The organism is Thermophagus sp. OGC60D27, assembly GCF_052400625.1.
GTDB lineage: Bacteria > Bacteroidota > Bacteroidia > Bacteroidales > Marinilabiliaceae > Thermophagus.
This window is the reverse complement of sequence record NZ_JBQTGH010000004.1, coordinates 256,178-276,546: the sequence shown is the minus strand read 5'-3', so window position 1 is coordinate 276,546 and position 20,369 is coordinate 256,178. Positions and strand designations below refer to the sequence as shown.

Here is a 20,369-nt window from a genome sequence, read left to right as displayed (position 1 = left end):
TACTCGGGGGACTTGCTGTTTAGATCTAAGGTTGGACCCTTAAATCTAAAAGGCTTTTCTTATTTTGTCGGCAATGGCTTCCATCTCTTTTCCAGATAATTTCACCCTTGGATTGGAAAAATCAACGTCGCTTTCATTATTGATGGGCACCAGATGAATGTGCGCATGCGGAACTTCCAGTCCCAAGACGACAAGCCCTACACGTTTACAAGAAATGGCCTTTTGAATGGCTTTGGCCACTTTTTTTGCAAAGATCATCATATCGGCCAGATGGTCATCTTCCAGGTCGAACAGATAATCTGTTTCCTGTTTTGGAATCACCAGCGTGTGTCCCTGTTGCAAGGGGTTAATATCCAGAAAGGCAAAGTAGCGTTCGTCTTCTGCAATTTTGTAACAGGGTATTTCACCGTTTACAATTTTCGAAAAAATGGTTGCCATGGTTTATTGCTTTAAAGATTATGTTCACTTTCCCGTATAATCAGCGAATTGGCGGTGACGGAATCACCATTTCAAAAGGTGGAAATGCTGAATTTAGCAATTCCCACTTATAGTGAGATTTCAATGATCTCAAAAGGGACTACCCCGGAAGGGACTTTTATGTCGACCTTATCACCTACTTTTTTCCCCATCAATCCTTTGGCAATGGGTGTAGAAACCGAAATTTTTCCTGCCTTGAGGTCTGCCTCTGAATCGGAAACCAGGGTGTAGGTCATTACTGCATTGTTTTTCAGGTTTTTGATTTTTACTTTATTCATCATCTGTACCTTTGTGGTATCGATTTTAGATTCATCGATAACTCTACTGGTTGCGATGGTTTCTTTGAGTTTGGCAATGCGCATTTCGAGCAAACCCTGAGCTTCTTTAGCTGCATCGTACTCGGCATTTTCTGAAAGATCTCCTTTGTCCCGAGCTTCTGCAATTTGTCTGGATATTTTGGGTCGTTCAACCGACTCCAATTGTACCAGCTCTTCTCGCAATTTATTTAATCCGCTTTGGGTAATGTAATTGATCTTAGACATTTTTTGTTCCTCCTATTTATTATGAATTTAGTTTAGAGTATATAAAAGAAAAGAATCCCAAGACATTATAAATGTCCGGGACCCTTTGCGGCAAATTTAGCAAATGTTATTTGGATAAAAAAAAGGTGTGTCCGGACAAACTGAAGTTCTTAATAATCGGGTCTTTTGAGAATTTCTGAGTAGACGACCGCCTTTCTTAAGTCAAAGTTTCTGAAGGGATGCGAAGCTGTTGGATCGCCTTCTGAAATGGGCAGGTCTTCTTCCGATTTTAAATGGGTTTGTCGGTGGTATGATGTTTTATTCTTCCTTTGACGCCGGAGATCTTCCGGTGATGTGTTGGAAGTAAAAACGTAATCTTTTTTAACAAAGGGATAATCCTTAACACTGGATCTTGTGGCGTGTGCCGGGGGGACTGTTTCCTCCTCTTTTGGTGGCTCCACTCTGGGCGGATCAATATTTTCCGTCTCCAATAACTCATCAAAAGGAGAGAAGACTTCATCCATGGGATGAGGCACTTCACTTTGTGGAATATTATCTCCTGTAGCCTTCTTTTTCTTGAAGGCCGAGAAAATAAATATTGCCAACATCACAATGATGTAGATTATTTCTCCAAAAGAATCGTCCATTATTAGAGAACTATCGTTTAATTTAAAAACTCTAATTTAGTCTCAACTTTTGATAAAACCAAAAAATGAAACGAATTTTGAATAAAAACCTTTTCTCGATGGTGAAACTTCACCATATCCTTATCGCAATGCTGCAAAGATCTTTTATTTTTCTTTTATTTGCAACTGTCACGCTTGTGCCTTCAGGCTGTGGAGAAAACGATGGTTTTCCCGATCGGCAATTTGTCGGTTATTTTGATTTGACAGATCCTCTTTATTCGCAAAATATCGTTTTTACAGCACGATGGGACCATTATGGGACCTATTTGGGCATCAACGGGATTGTCGTATATAGGCAGGGCGACCTATATAATGCGTTTGATTTGATGTGTCCATATGAAAAGAAAGAAACTTGTAGTGTGGAAGTGGATCCCGAAGATCCTGCAATTGCCGTTTGTGAATGTTGCGGCTCCAGATTTTTACTTGCATCGCCCAATGGTGAATTGATAGAAGGACCTGCGCCTCATGGGTTGAAAAAGTATTCTGCTACCGTGGTGCAAAATATTTTGGTGGTTACCTCATCTTATTAATGATTCCTGTTGTAGGTAAGTGCGTATTAAACCTCCTTCTTTTTTGGGAAGAGATGCAATTAATCCTCAATAATGATTCGGCTTAGAGCAAAAAAAGAGGCTGTCCATGATGTCTGGGACAGCCCTTTTCGTGTTTGAAAACAGATTGTCGGATATTAGTATCTGTAGTGATCAGATTTATAAGGACCTTCGGGGCTTACACCGATATAATCGGCCTGCTCAGGGGTTAGAGTCGTTAGCTTTACGCCAAGTTTTTCAAGATGGAGGCGAGCCACCTCTTCATCCAGCCTTTTGGGAAGGGTATAAACGCCAATGTCGTAGTTGTTTTTCCATAACTCTATCTGAGCCAGAGTTTGATTGGTAAAGGAGTTACTCATTACAAAGCTGGGATGCCCCGTTGCGTTGCCCAGGTTGACGAGTCTTCCTCTGGACAACAAAATAATGCTGTGTCCGTCGCTAAAGGTGAATTGATCAACCTGTGGCTTGATATTGGTTTCCTTTACGCCCGGAAATTTGGTGAGCTTTTCAACCTGTATTTCATTGTCGAAGTGCCCTATGTTGCACACAATGGCCATATCCTTCATTTGTGCCATATGTTCAACGGTTATCACATCTCTGTTTCCGGTGGCTGTAACAAAAATGTCGGCTTCCTTAACGGCTGTGTCCATGGTGGTTACTTCATAGCCTTCCATGGCCGCTTGCAATGCACAAATCGGATCAATTTCGGTTACCAGCACCCGGGCGCCAAAACCTCTCATGCTTTGCGCGCATCCTTTCCCTACATCGCCGTATCCGCATACAAGGACGGTTTTCCCCGCCACCATTACATCGGTTGCGCGTTTGATTCCGTCGGCCAAGCTTTCGCGGCATCCATAGAGATTGTCAAATTTCGATTTGGTGACGGAGTCGTTAACATTGATGGCAGGAAAGAGAAGCTCTTTGCGCTCCATCATTTGATAGAGTCGATGAACACCGGTTGTGGTTTCTTCGCTCACTCCTTTCAGGTCTTTGGCTACCGCTTGCCAACGTTGGTTGTTTTCTTTGTACGCTTTTTTTAGGAGAGCCATTAATTCCCGAAAATCTTCACCCTCTTCACTGTAATCCAGATCAAGAAGTGAGGGGGTTTTTTCAATTTCAACCCCTTTATGGATCATAAGTGTAGCATCTCCGCCATCGTCGACAATCAGGTCGGGACCTTTTCCTTGACCAAAGTCCAGAGCCCGTTCGGTGCACCACCAGTACTCTTCCAATGTTTCACCTTTCCAGGCAAAAACAGGAACGCCTGCTTTGGCAATGGCTGCGGCGGCATGATCCTGGGTGGAATAAATATTACAACTGGCCCATCGTACATCTGCTCCCAGAGCAGTGAGCGTTTCAATGAGAACGGCCGTTTGCACGGTCATGTGTAACGATCCCATTATTTTTGCACCGCGGAGCGGAGCCTCATTGGCATATTTTTCTCTCAATGCCATTAATCCCGGCATCTCTTTTTCTGCAATTTCTATTTCTTTCCGTCCAAATTCGGCCAGAGAAATGTCTTTTACTTTGTATTCCATATTAAGTATTTCCAATTGATTGTCTATAATTATTGTAGTGCAAATCTACGAAATTGTTAAGAGAATTTCCTTAACTTATTTGCCGGGTCATTCTCTGCCGGGTTGAGGTGTTATGTTTCTTTTCCGTCGGGCAGGCGGATGGTCCCTTTCAAAGTTTTAGCCCGGTGTTCCGGTCTCTTTTAATATATTTCGAACTTCAATTTCGTCTTTTTTTAATCTTTCCTTCAAAGAGTTTAAGTTTGGAAATTTTATTTCTGGGCGTGTGCGTTTTATAAATTCCACAATAATTTCTTCGGAATAAACATTGCTGTTGAAATCAAAGATATGAACTTCCAACGATCGTTGGCCTGAACTTCCGTCGATGGTCGGTCTTTCGCCAATGTTGATCATGCCGCCATAGTCTCTTCCGAGGAGATGAACGCGACAGGCATAGACGCCGTCGTGTGGAACGAGCTTTAACGGATCATCGATCTCCACGTTGGCTGTGGGATATCCTATTTTACGTCCCAATTTACGTCCTCCAACAATGCGGCCCTTCAGGCTGTAATGTCGTCCGAGCAGTATGGATGCTTCCCCCACGTCCCCGTCAGTAATCATCTTCCGAATAACCGTCGAGCTGGGCTTAACGCCTTCAACCATCGTTGGGCCAAAAATATCGTAGGTGAAGTGATATTGCTCCGATAGAGGTTGAAGTTGATTCTTGTCAATTCCATCATGTCCAAAGCGATGGTTGTATCCCACAATCAGATGTTTCATCCTTATTTTATCCAGTAGGTATTGGCTGATGAATGCTTCTGCGGTGAGCGCAGCAAGCTCTTTGGTGAAAGGTAATACCACAATATGATCAATTCCTGCTTCAGCCAGAAAGCGGGTTTTCTCTTCCAGTGTGGTCAGTAGCTTTAATTCACCGGAATCTTGCGCAAGAACAATTCGAGGATGAGGCCAGAAGGTTAAAACCACGGATTCACCATCCATTTGCCGAGCTTTTTGTTTCAAAAGTTCAAGTAATGCCAAATGGCCCTGATGCACCCCATCGAACATACCCATCGCCACAACCGGATGGTGGGCGTTAAAATGTTTGAGGTTTGAGTTTATTTTTATCATTGTGCCGGAAACGGATTTTTCTGATTTTTGCAAAGGTATAAATGTTTGGGGCATCTCAACAATGCCTCCGATTGTTCCTATATTTAATATTTGGAGAAAGAGATACTTGCAGAAATTTTGTTTTTGTATAAAACTATTTATATTTATATTCTGAAAATGATTGTTTTAAAAGCATTTGTCTGGTATGGAACAATATTTACTTGAATTGATACGAGAAAATAATCGTGTGATTTTACCTGATTTTGGGGCATTTATTATTTCTCGCGATGCCGGCGCTACGGTGTTGTTTAATAATTTTCTGACGTTCAACGACGGGTTGGTGATAAACTATTTGAGTGATAAGGAAGGAATTGAGTCGGATGAAGCCTCCAAACGCGTCGCGGAATTTGTTGGGAAAATAAAACAGGAATTGGATGAAAACGGGGAATATACCCTTCAAAAGATCGGGAGTTTTATTAAAGATCAAAACGGTATATTGAGATTTACCCAAGACCCTGCCATCACGGATTTGATTTCTGAAGATCAGGCCGAAAATGAGAAATCACCAGAGGATTCCGGTTTGCTGGATCTGGATAGTGACGATGAAGTCTCCAATTTGATTGAAGAAGAGACCGCAATACCCATGAAGGAAGAGGTGAAAGCTTCTGTCGATAAAGATAAGAGCTTGCTTAATCTGGAAGAACGTTCTGTCAAAAGCGAAGCCACCAAAAGTAAAACCATTCGCGAACCTCAGCCTGTTAAAAGTCAAGGCTCAAAAGGAAATACCCCTGTTGAGCGTCGATCGGACAGTGACAGGGGCGGCAGAAACTGGTTGGTAATCCTTTTGATTATTCTCATTCCGCTGGCCTTACTGCTGTTTTACTTCCTTTTTGTTAAGGATAAAGAGGCCCCTAAAAAAAGTGAAGTGCCGGTTGCAACGCAGGATGCAGATACCTTGACCACCAATGCCGTTACGGACAGTGCTGCTCTAAAGCTTCAGGAAGAAGAGATGTTGCAAAAGCAAGCTGAGGCACAAAAGAAAGAAATGGAAGCGAAACAGACCGTGGCTAAAGGGCCTCGACACCATATTATTGTGGGCGGTTTTCAGAGCAGGGCCAATGCCGATAAGTTGGTGCAGCAACTTAAACAGAAAGGGTATAATGATGCGTTCGTATTTCAGCAAAAAAATCTATTTATGGTAAGTGCTGCTTCTTACAAATCGTTGAATGAAGCGCGTCAGGCTCAGGAAATGTTTCTCCAGAAAGAAAGACTGGAGAACTGGATTTTGACACGGAGATAGGAATTATAGTAGATGCTTGATTCTATTTTATGCATTACGGGTGGTTCTAATTCTATGAGTTAGACACCCGTTTTTATTTTTATGGTATGGAATATCTTTTAGTCGTGATATGGGTTGTGCTGTCCATCTATTGTTTCCTTATTCTGTTATTTTTCAAAGGATGGAAGCAGTTGACCCCGAACCATGAAGATGGCCAGCAAAAAAGAAATGTTTTTATATCGGTAATTATTCCGTATCGCGATGAAGCCGTTAATTTTGAACCTTTGATGTCATCTCTGGCGACCCAGCGCATGGCACATCCCTTTGAGGTGATCATGGTAGATGACGGGTCGGCGGATGAAGGCCCCCGGCTATTAGAGAAGATGAGACCGCAATACCCGTGGCTTCACTTATACCGGTCGGATGGTGTGGGGAAAAAGGAAGCGCTTCGGTATGGGATTCATCGGGCTGCCGGTGAGTTGATGGTGACCACCGACGCCGACTGTAAACTTGGGAGCGATTGGTTGCACACCATCGCAGGGTTTTACCAGGCCGAAAAACCCGACATGATTGTGATGCCCGTTGAGTTTGTGGAAGGGGTTGGGTCGCTGGGAAAATTCCAACAAATTGATTATCTGGCAATGCAGATGGTGACGGCAGGGGCGGCGGGAATAGGAAGACCCGTTATCTGTAGTGGTGCCAACCTGGCTTTTCGGAAAAAATCCTTTCTGGAAGCGTCTCAATCGATGAGAGGGATGGATTATTTGTCGGGTGATGATGTTTTTTTATTGCATGCCTTTAAAGAGCATAACTTCAAAATTTCTTTTCTGAAATCGCCTCAGGTTTTGGTTAAGACCTTTCCGGCCACATCGCCCCGAGGGTTTCTGTTGCAAAGGATGAGGTGGGGAGGTAAAAGCAAACAATACAAGGATCGTTTTACTTTGATAACAGTCGTTGTTGTATTGCTGGCCAACTTTATCGGCGCCCTGATGCCTCTTGCCGCTTTTGGGAATCTGAGGATGCTGTTTTTCTGGGGGATATTTATGGTGCTAAAGATGTTGGTCGATTGGATTTTGTTGTCGGCCGGGCGCCAACTTTTTTCGGTTCGGCTACCGTTTTTCCGGTTTGTGTCATTTTCAATTCTTTATCCCTACTACATTCTTTTGGCAGCATTGGGTGCAGTGCTGGTGAAAGAGAGGTGGAAAAGAAGAAAGGGCAAATGAGGCCTTCCTTGCCTTTTGAAGCCCTGACCGCTTATTTCTTCGAAGGTTTTATGATCGACCAGGCTTTTAGCAGTAAAAACTGAATGGTCAAAACAAATATGATGGCCGCCCCACCCGGGATGTTTAGCCAATAAGCCGTAAGCAGGCCAATGAGCGAACCTGTTATGCCCCAAAGAACGGAGCCCATGATGATGCGCTTAAAGTCATTTGAGAATAGTAGTGCTGTGTTTTGGGGAATGGTAAACAGACTTAAAACCAGGATGATCCCCATGATCCGGATGCTTAGCACAATGGCTAGAGCAATTAATACTGCCATAATATTTCTTATCCATCTGACGGGCAGGCCTCTGGTTTTTGAAAATTCCGGATCGAAGGCCGTGTAAACGATCGGTCGAAAAAACAGAATAAAGAATGTGGTGGTTAGGAGGAGAACACCCGCCAATATCCAAAGGTCAATTGCTCCTACCGACAAGATACTGCCAAATAGGAAACTCATTAAATTGGGTGTATATCCGGGCGTCAGAAATACAAAGATGATTCCTAGCGCCATGCCCAATGACCATAATATGGCAATGGCACTGTCTTCCCTGATTTTCCCCCTGGTCGAAATCCATTCAATCCCCAACGAGGTCGTTACGGCAAAAACAACAGCTCCCAGAAAGGGATTTAGGCCCAGAAAATAGGCCAGACCGATACCACCAAACGAGGCATGCGTGATGCCACCACTGATAAAAACGATTTTTCTGCTGACAATATAAGTGCCAATCATTGCCGCCAGCAGACTGGTGAGCAGGCTTGCCAAAAGGGCATGCTGAAAGAATTGATGGTTGAAAAGGTCCAAAAAGTTTTCCATAACTATGAATGTTTTTTCAAGACTCGGTGGGGTAATTCACCATGGGTGATTAAGTCAATAGGACAATTATAAACCTGAAGCACTTCCGCCGTCAGAACATTGGACGGATGATAGTGGAGGGTCCCGTTTACGCAGGCAATGGTTTTGACAATGGATGATATGGTTCCTATATCGTGCGAAATCAGGAAGATGGTCATCGATTGGTTTAAGGATTCCAAAATCTGATAGAGTTCCTTCTCAAATGTGCGGTCTGCAAAGGTGTTGGGCTCATCGAGGATCAGCAGTTGAGGATCATTGATGATGGCTCTTGCCAGTAAGACACGCTGAAGCTGGCCACCGGAGAGTTGACCCACGGGGCGTTCTTTGAAATCGTGAAGGCCCAGGTCGGAAATGAGTTGTTCGGCCTTGCTTTGGATGCCCCGGGAGATGGGCTTCCACCAGTTACGGCGGGAAGAGATGCCGGAAAGTACCGCCTCTTGGACCGTTATGGGAAAGGACCGATCCACTTGTGATACCTGAGGAAGGTAGCCGATGTTGAGATGTCCGGATGGGAAAAGAACTTTTCCACGATATGGCTTGAGAATCCCAAGCAGAACTTTGGATAAAGTGGTCTTGCCACCTCCGTTGGGGCCTATTACACCAATGAAATCATTCGGGTAAATGTCCAGGTTTACATTGGTCAATACCGGATTGCGGTCATAGCCCGCTGTTACATTCCGGATCGAAACCAGTGGTTGTTTTGATGTCATTGGATCCTACTTTAGGTGTTGTTGCATCAGTTGTTTTAGCTCCGACATGCTGTCGAACCAGTCGTAATTCAGCGGGTTGATAGAGACCAATTCGGCGCCAGTGGCTTCTTTTACCATCGCGGCATTTCGCCGGTCAAATTCGGCCTGGATAAAAATCAGCCGAACATTGTGCGCTTTGGCCAGGCTTATTAATTCCTGCAACTGGCGAGGGGAGGGTTCTTTCCCTTCATGCTCAATGGAGATCTGTTCGAAACCGTAATCTCTGGCAAGATAGGATAAGGCAGGATGAAAGATCATAAACTTTTTCTGAGACAGGGAATCGGTCAATGATGCAAATTGACGGTCAAAATCGGAAACCCTGGCCAGAAGGGTCGGAAATGCCTTTTCGATAACTTCTTTTTGTTCCGGAAAAAATTGGATGAGGTGATCTTTCAGTGCCGGAAGAAAAGATTTGACCACTTTGGGCGACATCCAGATGTGCGGGTCTACCCCACCTTCATGGACGTGATCCCCATGATGCTCATCCGAAGATATAATAAGATCTAATCCATCCGCCAGAAACAAAGTCTTTAGTTCGGGGTTCTGATCAACTATTTTGTCCATCCATGCTTGTTCAAATCCCAGATGGCCAATGCCAATAAAGAGCCTGGAGTCTGAGAGTTTTACCAATTGGCGGGTCGTTGGCGCGTAAGTGGCCGGACTGGAACCCATTGGAACCATTACGTTTACTTCGATTTGTTCGGATGTCAGTTGGTCCACCAAGTACTTCAACGGTTCAATTGAAACGGTGATTCCGTTCTTTTCGTTTTTTGTTCCATGGCATCCCCCAACCATAAGGATGACGAAAACAATGGAAACCAGTTGTATGATTGTTGTCCCTTTTTTGTCCATTCGTATAAATTTTATCTAAGTTATTGGTCCAATGGAATTGGCATGATCGAGCTTTATGCTTGTTCTTCTGGGGTCATCTAAATTGATCCTGTTCGTTTCATATATCAATGGTTTAGGTCTGTTATTTACACTGCATCTTGTTCTGTTTGCCTGTCAAGGTGTTCGTAATGAAACGATTTTGTGGGTTAAGGAGTTCTATGACATGGGCACGTTTAACATCCTAAATCCTATTCCCTAACCTTCCCTAAATAATGGGGCCGGTAAGGGATGCTTCATCAACGGGCTAAAGGTTATATCTTTTCATGTTTCGTGAAATCAGGATTATTGTATGAAGTATTTTCGTAACTTTTTGTTCATGCTTCAGGCCCCACTAAATTTAAATATTTGTTGCCTTCGAAATGAATCGGGCCTTGTTTGTAAAATGGTTCGTCCTTTATATGGTAGATCAATGAATATAATTGACTGAAACAAAAACTGAGGGATCGAAAAAGTGCTCACAATTTTTTTTCACATTTGTTACAGACCCCTTCCACCACGAGCCGGGCCGAATAATACTCAAAGCCCGGGGGCAACTGGGTTGGGTCTATTTCCAGTTGGGGCATGCAAAATAGTTTGTGACAGTTTAGGCAATAGAAGTGGGCATGATCCTTTCGTTTGAATGAGCCGGCCAGCTTATATTTTTGAATGTTGTCGTCGATAACAATTTTATGGAGTATTCCCTTTTCGGTAAACAACTTCAACGTCCGATAGAGAGTTACTCTGTCTGTTTCGTCCGGCAGTTTGTCTTCCAGCTCTTTTTGCGTAAGGGCTGTTCCTTCACCGTTAAAGAGCTCAATAACCTGTTTTCGGAAGGTTGTTCCGGAGAGTCCGTAGGCTTTGAGAAAAGAAGGAATATTTTTACTTTTTGAAACCATGTTGCAAAAATAGGGTGTTATTTTGAAAATGCAACCATGTTGCAGACTTCCGGTTCAAGAAATCCGTTCGTATTTCGGCTTAAATATTATCGCCGCTGAGGGGTGACAAATTTCCTTTTTGGGGTGGAAACTTTCTCAATTTCATTACGTAGGTGCTTTGGGATTAATAGTAGAAAAATGGCCAAAATATTAATTAGCGAAGATGATAAATTAATCGCTGGAATTATCGGGAAAATTTTAGCGAGGGATGACCACCAGATTAAAATTGTACCGGATGGGGCGATGGCCATTAAAGAACTACGGGAAGAACAGTATGATTTGATTATTACCGATATGATCATGCCGGGATATTCCGGCCTTGATGTGTTACGATATGTTCGCCGGCAACTCAGGTCTCACAGCCCCGTTTTAATCATGTCCGGTATGTCTGAGAAGGAGTATGTGAGGAAAGCCAAAAAAATGGGGGCAACAGATTTTATTACCAAGCCAATTAAGGAGGAAAAGCTCAGACGGAAAGTGTCGCAGCTTTTATCCATCCAGGAGTCGTCCGATAATAAAAGCGACCATCAATCAAGTTCAGAACAACCGGCCTTCTAATCGTTGACCGGCGTTCCTTACTTATTTTATGGCCGGATATTGTCTTTGATAGTCAGGAGAATAAGAAAGAAAATGCCATGGCGGTCCATGGCACTTACCTCCTAACCATCAGGATGTATAATTTTACAGAATTTCATCCAGTTTTTCTTCAAGCAAACTGCCAAAGAGGTTTTTGCCGATGATGTCACCCTCTCTGCTTATCAGGTAGTTGGCCGGTAGCTGACGAACATTATATAACCTGGCAGGATAAGAATCGGTATATCGCAGATCGCTAACGTTGATCCAGGGAAGTTGGTCATTGACAACTGCATCTTCCCATAGCACCTTACTCCTATCCAGAGAAACCTGATAGATTTCGAAGCCCTTGGAATGGTATTTTTCGTAAACTTTTTTCAGATGATCGTTGGCACGACGAGAGGCTTCATTCCATGTGGCCCAAAATGAGAGAAGAACCACTTTCCCTTTGAGCGACGATAAAGCGACTTCTTGACCATGAATGGTTTTCTCCTTAATTTCCGGAATGTTTTTTTCTGCTTTGGCCTCCATCTCCCGGAGTAACTGAGTCTGCTTTTCATGTGCTTTGGCACTTAGAACATAGTTGTAGAGTTGTTTTACGCGTGGCGATTCGGGATAAAGAAGATTGAGACTGGTGGCAATGGTCGCAAAATAAACCTGCTCCTTTTTGTCCATCACATTCAGGATCATTGTGTTGTCGCTCAATCTCTGAAATAGGGCATAATAGCTGGCAAACGACCGGGGATTATCCATCACAAAGGTGCCAATGAAATTTTTGTGGTTATCCAGTGCTTCTCTTAGCTGATTGGCGATTTCAGTTTTTTGATAGGTATTATCGTCTGCCGGCAGAGATTCATAAATCGCCATCAGACTATCTACCGACTGGCGCAATGTTTTAAGTCTTTGATTTAGAATCTGGATCTTTTTAGAACCAATGGATCCCTCAAGAGAGTAGGTGTTTTCCAGATTTTTACTGTTGGCAGTGATATTTACATGTTCCGTGGTGTCGATTAACAGCGTCAGGAAGTTGTTGGCAGTCAGTTTTAATCGGAAGAAGGTGGGGCTTTTGAGCCGTTCTCCTGTGAAAGAAAACTTCCCGTTTTTGCCGAGTTTTACACTATCGATGGGGAAATCTCTGTCCAACTGCATTTTTTCAAGAATCAGCGTTTGCCCTTCTGCGCCGGTTATGTTCCCTTTTATTTGATACTTGTTCTGGTTACAACTTGTGAATAGGGTTGCGAGGATAACCGGTAAAATGAAATAAAGTCGTTTCATTCGTATAAATTTTTTCTAAGTTTATTGGACGAATGGAACTCGCATGATCATTAGTTTATCCATGTTCTGGTTGTGACAAACTTAGTGGGTCATGCTCGTTTCATCAGTGTAAAATTGGTTTGATAAGGTGGTCATAAGGAACTTACATGACTAAAATTTTAACCGCTCTCGTTCCCCAAGGGTCGGAATGCGTTGTGAAAATTTTATCTGGCCAGGCGGGTTCCCCAAGAGTCCCTTGACTTTGTTAATTTTTTGAATAAGTGAATACTCTCTACTGATTTTTATAACGGATTTCAAAGATAAAGCTTATTTTTTATTCGAATAAAATTTATTGTTTGGTTTCCGAGGTTTCCGATGGATTAGGATCGTTTCCCCAGAGGCTGAAAATGGATTGCCGATTATTTCTTTGTTTGGAAAGGCTTGTTTTGTCGTGACGAATCGTTACCAATGGCGATGACGTTTTGGCCTTCTTCAGCTCGGGTTTGAATGGTGGGTCGATTTCTTTTGCTATGTAAATTAGGTGCTTAACAATGGTAAAAGGGCTGCTGTTTTTAGGGAGAGTCTCCCTCGCCTCGAAGGGAGAGTCTCCCTCGCCTCGGAGGGAAAGTCTCCCTCGCCTCGGAGGGAAGGTCTCCCTCGCCTCGGAGGGAAAGTCTCCCTCGCCTCGAAGGGAAGGTCTCCCTCGCCTCGAAGGGAAAGTCTCCCTCGCCTCGGAGGGAAGGTCTCCCTCGCCTCGAAGGGAGAGTCTCCCTCGCCTCGAAGGGAGAGTCTCCCTCGCCTCGAAGGGAAAGTCTCCCTCGCCTCGAAGGGAGAGTCTCCCTACGAATGGAGTGGCCGTGTAGGGCGCATCATAAAATGTTTTTTGGATTGGGAGATCCATAAAAAGAGGGCTGTCCCTAAAGTTATGGACAGCCCTTCTTGTTGGTATGAAACTCGCTTAAGGTGTTGTGCCTCCGAGCATTTACGGGTGGTTTCTTAAGGCTCGGCGACAAACGGTGTAATCAAAAGGATGTATGTTTGATCCCATACCCCTTTGCAAACATTCCGAAAGGTCTGATAATACCCTGCGGGGATTGATTACCTCTCAGAAATGTATTGGGCAACCCAGTCGCCTACTTCGGAAGTGGAAAGGGGGTTGGAATTGTCGATGTCTTCGGTCACTTTACCTTGCTCAAGGGAAGCGTTAACGGCATCTCTGATCATATTGGCTTCCTCTTTGAGGTTGAAGGCCGACTCCAGCATGAGAGCTGCCGACAGTATTGTGGCCAATGGATTGGCAATGTTTTTCCCGGCAGCCTGCGGATAGGAGCCGTGGATGGGTTCGAAAACGGAAGTGTGAAGGCCAATGGATGCAGAAGGAAGAAGTCCCAGTGAGCCGGTGATGACACTGGCTTCGTCGGTAAGAATATCGCCAAACATATTTTCGGTTAACATCACATCAAAGCGTTTGGGCCACTGGATTAATTGCATGGCAGCATTATCCACAAACATATATTCTACCTCCACGTCGGGGAATTCAGGTGCGAGGGCCTGGACTGTTTCGCGCCACAGCCGTGACGTGGCCAGCACATTGGCCTTGTCGACCACCGTTAATTTTTTGCGGCGTTTCATGGCAAAATCGAAGGCCAGCCGCGTGATGCGTTCAATTTCTTCGACGGTATAAACATTGGTGTCGTAGGCGGTGCGGCCGTCTTCCGAACGGCCTTGCGGCCGGCCAAAATAGATCCCTCCGGTCAGCTCGCGAATGGCAACAAAATCGGCCCCCTCAACCAGGTCGGCCCGCAGCGGTGATTTATGAATCAGGGAGGGGAACGTGGCTACCGGACGTATGTTGGCATAAAGACCAAGTTTTTTACGCATGGCCAGCAGACCTTGTTCCGGCCTTACCTTCGCTTTGGGATCATTATCAAATTTGGGATCGCCAATTGCCCCGAAAAGTACAGCATCCGAATTCATACAGAGTTGATGCGTTTCGTCAGGGTAGGGATTTCCTGTTTTTTCTATGGCAATGGCACCTACCGGTGCTTCGGTATAACTGGCCTGGTGCCCTTTCTTGGCAAAAACAGCATCCAATACTTTTATGGCTTGTTCTACAATTTCGGGCCCGATTCCGTCACCGGGCAATACAGCAATGTTTAACTTCATTTCTTTACAATTAATAAATTCAATTTCAGAGGCAATTTGTTTAGCCCCATTCATCCCGTTAAGAGGAATGAAGGTTGATATGGCCGGGAAAGATCTTTTCAGAGACGGCGGCGGCGTTTTTTCTTTTTGGCTGGCGTCGTGCTCATGAGGAATTAGGACTTTCCGTTAATGATGATTCCTTTTTCTTTGTTTTCAATAATGTTAAGCATCTTCAAGGTGGCTTTGATGGCCGCCTCGGTTTGGTCGGCGTCCAGCCCTCGAGTTTTGAACTCCTGATCTTTGTATTCCCAGGAGATGACCGTTTCGACGAGGGCGTCAGTTTTTCCGCCGGGAGGAATGGTGACCCAATAGTCGATGAGCGTGGGATGCGCTTTCCCCAATTTGTCATAAATCCGCCACAGAGCTTTCATAAAGGCATCGTATTGTCCATCGCCTACGGATGTTTCGTTATAGATTTTTTTGTCGATCTGAAGGCTGATGGTTGCAACGGGTTTTAATCCCTGCACAATGGCGAGATGATAATTTTTGAGTTCAATATGGTTGTCGATGCGTTCGTTTTTCAGGACGTCGGAGATGATGTAAGGCAAATCTTCGGGTGTGACATTTTCTTTTTTATCACCGAGCTCAATGACCCGTTTGGTTACTTTTTTCATCTCTTCGGGTCCCAGTTCAATGCCCAAGTCTTCCAGGTTTTTCTTGATGTTGGCTTTTCCGGAGGTTTTACCCAGAGCATATCGTCGAACCCTTCCAAAACGTTCGGGCATCAAATTATTGAAATACAAGTTGTCTTTGTTGTCGCCATCGGCATGAACCCCACTGCACTGGGTAAAGACGTTTTCGCCGGTCAGGGGTTTATTGGCAGGAATTCTGACACCGGAAAAGGTTTCGACCATGCGGGAAACTTTGGTTAGTTTACTTTCATCAATGGAATTACCCGCTTTAAGATGATCGTTAAACAGCCCCACAATACTTGCCAATGGTGCGTTGCCGGCTCTTTCGCCTAACCCATTAACGGTGGTGTGGATCCCCTTCACCCCGGCCTTTATGGCATAAAAGACATTGGCCACAGACAAGTCGTAATCGTTGTGGGCATGGTAATCGAAATGAACATGGGGGAACTTGCCGGTCATGGCTTTGCAGAATTCATAGGTCTGTTCGGGATTCAAGATGCCCAGTGTATCGGGGAGCATGATTCTCTTGACCGAAGTTTGGGAGATCCCGTTGACCATAAACTCAACATATTCGGGCGAATTGAGCATGCCGTTGGACCAATCTTCCAGATATACGTTAACGGACATGTTCCGTTTTTCTGCTTCATGAATCACATAAACGATATCGGCCAGGTGTTCTTCTTTTGTTTTTCTGAGCTGGCCGGTCAGGTGTTTGATCGATCCTTTTGTGAGCAGATTAATTACTTTGCCGCCGGCATCATTGATCCAATCGAGCGAAGTGGTTCCGTCAACAAAACCGAGGACTTCAATACGCTCGAGACAGTTGTGCTCTTTGGCCCATTTTGTCAGTCGTTGGACTGCCTTTCTTTCGCCTTCTGATACTCTTGCCGAGGCCACCTCTATGCGGTTGACCTTTACCTCTTCCAGCAGCAGACGGGTGATGGCCAACTTTTCGGCATCATTAAAAGAGACTCCCGTTGTTTGCTCACCATCCCTCAGGGTGGTATCCATCACTTCTATGGTTTTCATCGGCTTTTTTTGGTAAGGGGACTTCCCCAAGGCATTTAAAAGCATGCTTTTGGGGGAGTCCCAAAGGTTAATATTGTTCTTCTTAGTCAGATCTGTAACGTCAGGCTTGTGCTTTTTCCCAGGCTTCAATCTGGCTGTCGATGCTCAACAGATAGTCGATGTCATCGAATCCGTTGAGCAAACATTTTTTCTTGTATGGGTTTATATCGAACGATTCGGCCGGGCCGTCGGGAAGAATTCGGATTGTCTGGTTTTCAAGGTCGATTTCTACTTTGGTTGCGGGATCTTTGTCGATGGCCTGAAACAAAGTTTCCAGGAACTCTTTGGATACCTGCACCGGCAGCAACCCGTTGTTGAGCGAGTTGTTTTTAAAGATGTCGGCAAAGAAACTTGAGACAACGGCCTTGAAGCCATATCCCACAATGGCCCAGGCGGCATGCTCACGGCTGGATCCACTGCCGAAGTTTTGGCCGGCCACCAATATTTTACCCGAATATTTGGGGTTGTTTAATACAAAATCTTCTTTTGGCTTACCGGCTTTGTCGTAGCGCCAGTCGGCAAAAAGATTGTCGCCAAAACCCTCTCTTGTGGTTGCTTTCAGAAACCGGGCGGGAATAATCTGATCGGTATCTACATTCTCTATGGGCAGAGGAACACAGGAAGATTCCAGTTTTACAAATTTATCTATTGGCATAGTTCGTTTTGATTAAATTGGTTATGAACATTCCTCCAGGGAATGTCGGGTTGAAACGTTGAAAATGGGATGTTAAGCAACCGGTATCGGCTAATGACACCGGTATTGCTTTTTCCTCCTTAAAGCAAATCACGTGGGTCTGTAATTTTTCCGGTGATTGCTGCCGCGGCTGCAGTGACAGGGCTGGCCAGCATGGTTCTTGCGCCCGGTCCCTGACGGCCTTCGAAGTTTCTGTTCGAAGTGGAAACCGCATAGTTTCCTTCCGGTATTTTATCATCGTTCATGGCCAAGCAGGCAGAACAACCCGGTTGTCGCATTTCAAAGCCGGCCTCTTCAAGGATCTTTCTCAGTCCTTCTTTTTCGGCCTGGGCTTCAACCTGATGGCTTCCCGGCACGATCCAGGCGGTGACGTTATCGGCTTTTTTCTTTCCTTTCACAAAATTGGCGAAGGCTCTGAGGTCTTCAATGCGTCCGTTGGTACAACTGCCAACAAAGACATAGTCCACTTTTTTCCCGATCATTGGTTCGCCGGGATTGAAAGCCATGTATTCCAATGATTTTTTAAAGGTGGGTCGTGTTGATTTTTCAATTTCTTCGGCTTTGGGGATCGACTGGCTGATTCCAATACCCATGCCGGGATTGGTACCGTAGGTGATCATGGGTTCAATATCCGATGCGGGGAAGGTGAGTTCCTTATCGAATACGGCATCGGGATCGGAAGGCAACTGGCTCCATTGTTCAACGGCCTTGTCCCAGTCGGCACCTTTGGGCGCAAATTCGCGTCCCTGAATATAGTCGAAGGTGGTTTTATCGGGGGCAATCATACCGCCACGAGCACCCATTTCAATACTCATGTTGCAGATGGTCATTCGCGCTTCCATGGAGAGGTTGCGAATGGCAGAACCGGCAAATTCCACGAAGTAGCCGGTAGCTCCACCGGTTCCGATTTGTGAAATGATGTAAAGGACAATGTCTTTTGACATCACGCCTTTGCCAAGCTCCCCTTCTATGTTGATGCGCATGGTTTTGGGCTTGTTTTGAAGTAGGGTTTGTGTTGCCAGCACCATTTCCACTTCACTGGTCCCAATCCCGAAAGCGATGCTTCCGAAAGCCCCGTGAGTGGAGGTGTGACTGTCGCCACACACAATGGTCATGCCCGGCCGGGTGATGCCAAGCTCGGGACCGATGACGTGCACTATGCCATTCCATGGGTGGTTGAGCCCATAGAGGGGCACCCCAAACTCAGTGCAGTTTTGGGTCAGCTTATTAACCTGAAAGCGGCTGAGCTCGTCCCGGATGGGTTGATCCTGTCCCAGTGTGGGGATGTTGTGATCGGCGGTGGCCACGGTCTTTTGTGGTTGTCTGACTTTAATTCCACGGTTTCTTAAACCGTCGAATGCCTGAGGGCTGGTCACTTCATGAACAAAGTGACGATCGATGTAGAGCACGCTGGGACCACCTTCAACGGTTGTTACCACGTGCTTATCCCATATCTTTTCAAATAATGTTTTTCCTGCCAAGGTGAAATGGTTTTTATGGTTTACTAATAGGTTTATTTCTGATAAATGTTCTTTAATCCTGGTCTTTGTTGGTATCGTAAAAGACCTTACACAATTTTGCCGACGGCATCGAGGAAGGCTTCAACCGATGCGGTGATGATGTCGGTATGTGCCGCAAAGCCATAATAGATCTGACCTTTGTGTTCCACCTGAACATGTACTTTGCCCAGATCATCACTGCCACGAGTAATGGCCTGGATGAGGAACTCTTCAAGTCGTACCCTGCGTTTGATCAGTGCTTTAACAGCGGTAAAGGCGGCATCGATGGGTCCGTTTCCTGCGGCGGTCTCAGTGAATGTATCGCCGTTGAAACTGACTTGCACCGTAGCTGTTGGGACGGTAGATTTTCCGCAAACCACCTGGAGGAGTTCCAGTTTTAAAGGTTTGTTTTTTTGTCCCTGCTCACGTCCGGCAAGAATTTGAAGGTCTTCGTCGGTGATATCCTTCTTTTTGTCGGCCAGATCCAAAAATCGTTGATATATTTCATCCAGTTGTTGGGGGTCAAAGTCATATCCCAGCACCTGAAGCCTGTGTTTTAAGGCTGCCCGTCCGCTCCGAGCGGTCAGTACAATGGATGATTCTTTGACGCCTACTTCAGCGGGGTCAATGATCTCGTAGTTTTCACGGTTTTTTAAGACACCATCCTGATGAATGCCCGAAGAATGTGCGAAGGCATTTCTGCCGACAATTGCCTTGTTGGGCTGTACCGGCATTCGCATGAGAGTGGATACCAGGCGGCTGCTTTTGGTAATTTCTTTGGTGTCGATGTTGGTTTCAAAGTCAAGGTCTTTATGACTTTTTATGGCCATCACCACTTCTTCGAGGGAGGTGTTGCCGGCACGTTCACCAATGCCATTAACGGTTACTTCCACCTGCCGGGCCCCATTGATTATGCCCGATAGTGAATTGGCGGTGGCCATACCCAGGTCATTGTGACAGTGAGTGGAGATAATGGCTTTGTCAATGTTGGGAACATGATTCATCAAGAAGGCAATTTTTTCGCCGTATTCCTGCGGTAAACAATAACCGGTGGTGTCGGGGATGTTAACGACTGTGGCCCCGGCGTTAATGACCGCTTCGACCACTCTTGCCAGATATTCATTGTCGGTTCGGCCGGCATCTTCCGCATAGAACTCGACGTCGTCAATGAAATTTCGAGCGTATTTAACGGCTTCAACGGCCTTTTTAATAATATCTTCCGGGTTCGATTTAAGTTTGTAGTTAATGTGGTAGAAAGAAGTTCCGATACCAGTGTGAATACGTCCTTTTTTGGCGTATTTCAGAGCATCGGCCGCCACTTCAATATCTTTTTTAACGGCTCTGGTAAGCGCACAAATAGTAAGCTCTTTAACAACCTTGGAGATTTCGACCACCGAGTTGAAGTCACCCGGACTGGAGACGGGGAATCCGGCTTCGATAATATCTACTCCGAGTCTTTCCAGCTGCTTGGCGACCTCGATTTTTTCAATGGTATTCAGCTGGCACCCCGGTACTTGCTCGCCATCCCGCAGTGTGGTGTCGAAAATATAGACTTTGTTACTCATGGTGTTTTGTTTTTCAGTCCGGAACTTTCCGGTGCTGTTAAAATTATTTTCAAAGATAGAGAGCGATACTTCGCTATA

19 protein-coding genes are annotated in these 20,369 nt (G+C 45.1%); 4 read left to right on the top strand and 15 right to left on the bottom strand.

Features of this window, described 5'->3' with window-relative positions:
- Nucleotides 1-45: 45 nt before the first annotated feature.
- The 3 genes from ACT29H_RS07095 to ACT29H_RS07085 form a co-directional block, all read right to left on the bottom strand.
- Nucleotides 46-438, bottom strand: coding sequence for an HIT family protein (locus ACT29H_RS07095; RefSeq protein WP_444820916.1), 393 nt, complete (start codon nucleotides 436-438; stop codon nucleotides 46-48).
- Nucleotides 439-545: 107 nt separating this feature from the next.
- The gene (gene greA / locus ACT29H_RS07090) at nucleotides 546-1,019 is read right to left on the bottom strand and encodes a transcription elongation factor GreA (protein ID WP_444820915.1); all 474 of its coding nucleotides are present in this window, start codon (nucleotides 1,017-1,019) and stop codon (nucleotides 546-548) included.
- Between the two features lie 149 nt (nucleotides 1,020-1,168).
- Nucleotides 1,169-1,645, bottom strand: a complete 477-nt coding sequence (locus tag ACT29H_RS07085; protein ID WP_444820914.1) for a hypothetical protein — start codon at nucleotides 1,643-1,645, stop codon at nucleotides 1,169-1,171.
- A 65-nt stretch (nucleotides 1,646-1,710) separates the two neighbouring features.
- Here ACT29H_RS07085 and ACT29H_RS07080 point away from each other — a divergent pair, with 65 nt between their 5' ends.
- Nucleotides 1,711-2,214, top strand: a complete 504-nt coding sequence (locus ACT29H_RS07080) for a Rieske (2Fe-2S) protein (protein WP_444820913.1) — start codon at nucleotides 1,711-1,713, stop codon at nucleotides 2,212-2,214.
- 155 nt (nucleotides 2,215-2,369) lie between these two features.
- Here the strand turns inward: ACT29H_RS07080 and ahcY are convergent, their stop codons facing one another.
- Both ahcY and ACT29H_RS07070 read right to left on the bottom strand, forming a co-directional pair.
- Nucleotides 2,370-3,770, bottom strand: coding sequence for an adenosylhomocysteinase (gene ahcY, locus ACT29H_RS07075; protein WP_444820912.1), 1,401 nt, complete (start codon nucleotides 3,768-3,770; stop codon nucleotides 2,370-2,372).
- Nucleotides 3,771-3,926: 156 nt separating this feature from the next.
- The gene (locus ACT29H_RS07070; protein WP_444820911.1) at nucleotides 3,927-4,874 is read right to left on the bottom strand and encodes a bifunctional riboflavin kinase/FAD synthetase; all 948 of its coding nucleotides are present in this window, start codon (nucleotides 4,872-4,874) and stop codon (nucleotides 3,927-3,929) included.
- Nucleotides 4,875-5,058: 184 nt separating this feature from the next.
- Between ACT29H_RS07070 and ACT29H_RS07065 the strand changes: the two genes are divergently transcribed.
- A complete protein-coding gene (locus ACT29H_RS07065) occupies nucleotides 5,059-6,153 on the top strand; it encodes an SPOR domain-containing protein (protein WP_444820910.1) in 1,095 nt (364 codons plus the stop codon).
- Between the two features lie 86 nt (nucleotides 6,154-6,239).
- Nucleotides 6,240-7,355: a glycosyltransferase gene (locus ACT29H_RS07060; protein ID WP_444820909.1), complete on the top strand. Its 1,116-nt coding sequence runs from the start codon at nucleotides 6,240-6,242 to the stop codon at nucleotides 7,353-7,355.
- A gap of 31 nt (nucleotides 7,356-7,386) precedes the next feature.
- On the opposite strand, the gene ACT29H_RS07055 is transcribed toward ACT29H_RS07060, so the two are convergent.
- From ACT29H_RS07055 to ACT29H_RS07040, 4 genes are all read right to left on the bottom strand, one after another.
- Nucleotides 7,387-8,208, bottom strand: coding sequence for a metal ABC transporter permease (locus tag ACT29H_RS07055; protein WP_444820908.1), 822 nt, complete (start codon nucleotides 8,206-8,208; stop codon nucleotides 7,387-7,389).
- A 2-nt stretch (nucleotides 8,209-8,210) separates the two neighbouring features.
- Nucleotides 8,211-8,957, bottom strand: a complete 747-nt coding sequence (locus tag ACT29H_RS07050; protein ID WP_444820907.1) for a metal ABC transporter ATP-binding protein — start codon at nucleotides 8,955-8,957, stop codon at nucleotides 8,211-8,213.
- A gap of 6 nt (nucleotides 8,958-8,963) precedes the next feature.
- Nucleotides 8,964-9,848, bottom strand: coding sequence for a metal ABC transporter solute-binding protein, Zn/Mn family (locus ACT29H_RS07045; RefSeq protein ID WP_444820906.1), 885 nt, complete (start codon nucleotides 9,846-9,848; stop codon nucleotides 8,964-8,966).
- A gap of 494 nt (nucleotides 9,849-10,342) precedes the next feature.
- Complete coding sequence (locus ACT29H_RS07040; protein ID WP_444820905.1) at nucleotides 10,343-10,762, bottom strand: Fur family transcriptional regulator; 420 nt, start codon at nucleotides 10,760-10,762, stop codon at nucleotides 10,343-10,345.
- Nucleotides 10,763-10,939: 177 nt separating this feature from the next.
- On the opposite strand from ACT29H_RS07040, the gene ACT29H_RS07035 reads away from it, so the two are divergent.
- A complete protein-coding gene (locus ACT29H_RS07035; protein WP_444820904.1) occupies nucleotides 10,940-11,359 on the top strand; it encodes a response regulator in 420 nt (139 codons plus the stop codon).
- Between the two features lie 123 nt (nucleotides 11,360-11,482).
- On the opposite strand, the gene ACT29H_RS07030 is transcribed toward ACT29H_RS07035, so the two are convergent.
- From ACT29H_RS07030 to ACT29H_RS07005, 6 genes are all read right to left on the bottom strand, one after another.
- Nucleotides 11,483-12,649, bottom strand: coding sequence for a thioredoxin-like domain-containing protein (locus tag ACT29H_RS07030; RefSeq protein ID WP_444820903.1), 1,167 nt, complete (start codon nucleotides 12,647-12,649; stop codon nucleotides 11,483-11,485).
- A 1,077-nt stretch (nucleotides 12,650-13,726) separates the two neighbouring features.
- Nucleotides 13,727-14,794 (bottom strand): 3-isopropylmalate dehydrogenase, encoded by a 1,068-nt coding sequence (leuB, locus tag ACT29H_RS07025; protein ID WP_444820902.1) that lies wholly within the window; start codon nucleotides 14,792-14,794, stop codon nucleotides 13,727-13,729.
- A gap of 152 nt (nucleotides 14,795-14,946) precedes the next feature.
- On the bottom strand, nucleotides 14,947-16,494 hold the full coding sequence (locus ACT29H_RS07020) for an alpha-isopropylmalate synthase regulatory domain-containing protein (RefSeq protein WP_444820901.1): 1,548 nt from the start codon (nucleotides 16,492-16,494) through the stop codon (nucleotides 14,947-14,949).
- 100 nt (nucleotides 16,495-16,594) lie between these two features.
- Nucleotides 16,595-17,188, bottom strand: a complete 594-nt coding sequence (gene leuD / locus ACT29H_RS07015; protein WP_444820900.1) for a 3-isopropylmalate dehydratase small subunit — start codon at nucleotides 17,186-17,188, stop codon at nucleotides 16,595-16,597.
- 119 nt (nucleotides 17,189-17,307) lie between these two features.
- Nucleotides 17,308-18,708 carry a 3-isopropylmalate dehydratase large subunit gene (leuC, locus tag ACT29H_RS07010; protein ID WP_444820899.1) on the bottom strand — a complete coding sequence of 467 codons (1,401 nt, stop codon included), beginning with the start codon at nucleotides 18,706-18,708 and terminating at the stop codon, nucleotides 17,308-17,310.
- An 86-nt stretch (nucleotides 18,709-18,794) separates the two neighbouring features.
- Nucleotides 18,795-20,291 carry a 2-isopropylmalate synthase gene (locus ACT29H_RS07005; protein WP_444820898.1) on the bottom strand — a complete coding sequence of 499 codons (1,497 nt, stop codon included), beginning with the start codon at nucleotides 20,289-20,291 and terminating at the stop codon, nucleotides 18,795-18,797.
- Nucleotides 20,292-20,369: the final 78 nt, after the last annotated feature.

Bases quoted from the DNA above. Each gene is read 5' to 3' on its own strand.
- ACT29H_RS07065 (WP_444820910.1), top strand. From the start codon at position 5,059: ATGGAACAATATTTACTTGAATTGATACGAGAAAATAATCGTGTGATT.
- ACT29H_RS07095 (WP_444820916.1), bottom strand. From the start codon at position 438: ATGGCAACCATTTTTTCGAAAATTGTAAACGGTGAAATACCCTGTTAC.
- ACT29H_RS07005 (WP_444820898.1), bottom strand. From the start codon at position 20,291: ATGAGTAACAAAGTCTATATTTTCGACACCACACTGCGGGATGGCGAG.
- ACT29H_RS07035 (WP_444820904.1), top strand. From the start codon at position 10,940: ATGGCCAAAATATTAATTAGCGAAGATGATAAATTAATCGCTGGAATT.
- ACT29H_RS07030 (WP_444820903.1), bottom strand. From the start codon at position 12,649: ATGAAACGACTTTATTTCATTTTACCGGTTATCCTCGCAACCCTATTC.
- ACT29H_RS07085 (WP_444820914.1), bottom strand. From the start codon at position 1,645: ATGGACGATTCTTTTGGAGAAATAATCTACATCATTGTGATGTTGGCA.
- ACT29H_RS07055 (WP_444820908.1), bottom strand. From the start codon at position 8,208: ATGGAAAACTTTTTGGACCTTTTCAACCATCAATTCTTTCAGCATGCC.
- ACT29H_RS07080 (WP_444820913.1), top strand. From the start codon at position 1,711: ATGAAACGAATTTTGAATAAAAACCTTTTCTCGATGGTGAAACTTCAC.
- ACT29H_RS07020 (WP_444820901.1), bottom strand. From the start codon at position 16,494: ATGAAAACCATAGAAGTGATGGATACCACCCTGAGGGATGGTGAGCAA.
- ACT29H_RS07045 (WP_444820906.1), bottom strand. From the start codon at position 9,848: ATGGACAAAAAAGGGACAACAATCATACAACTGGTTTCCATTGTTTTC.
- ahcY (WP_444820912.1), bottom strand. From the start codon at position 3,770: ATGGAATACAAAGTAAAAGACATTTCTCTGGCCGAATTTGGACGGAAA.
- ACT29H_RS07040 (WP_444820905.1), bottom strand. From the start codon at position 10,762: ATGGTTTCAAAAAGTAAAAATATTCCTTCTTTTCTCAAAGCCTACGGA.
- ACT29H_RS07050 (WP_444820907.1), bottom strand. From the start codon at position 8,957: ATGACATCAAAACAACCACTGGTTTCGATCCGGAATGTAACAGCGGGC.
- greA (WP_444820915.1), bottom strand. From the start codon at position 1,019: ATGTCTAAGATCAATTACATTACCCAAAGCGGATTAAATAAATTGCGA.
- ACT29H_RS07070 (WP_444820911.1), bottom strand. From the start codon at position 4,874: ATGATAAAAATAAACTCAAACCTCAAACATTTTAACGCCCACCATCCG.
- leuD (WP_444820900.1), bottom strand. From the start codon at position 17,188: ATGCCAATAGATAAATTTGTAAAACTGGAATCTTCCTGTGTTCCTCTG.
- leuB (WP_444820902.1), bottom strand. From the start codon at position 14,794: ATGAAGTTAAACATTGCTGTATTGCCCGGTGACGGAATCGGGCCCGAA.
- ACT29H_RS07060 (WP_444820909.1), top strand. From the start codon at position 6,240: ATGGAATATCTTTTAGTCGTGATATGGGTTGTGCTGTCCATCTATTGT.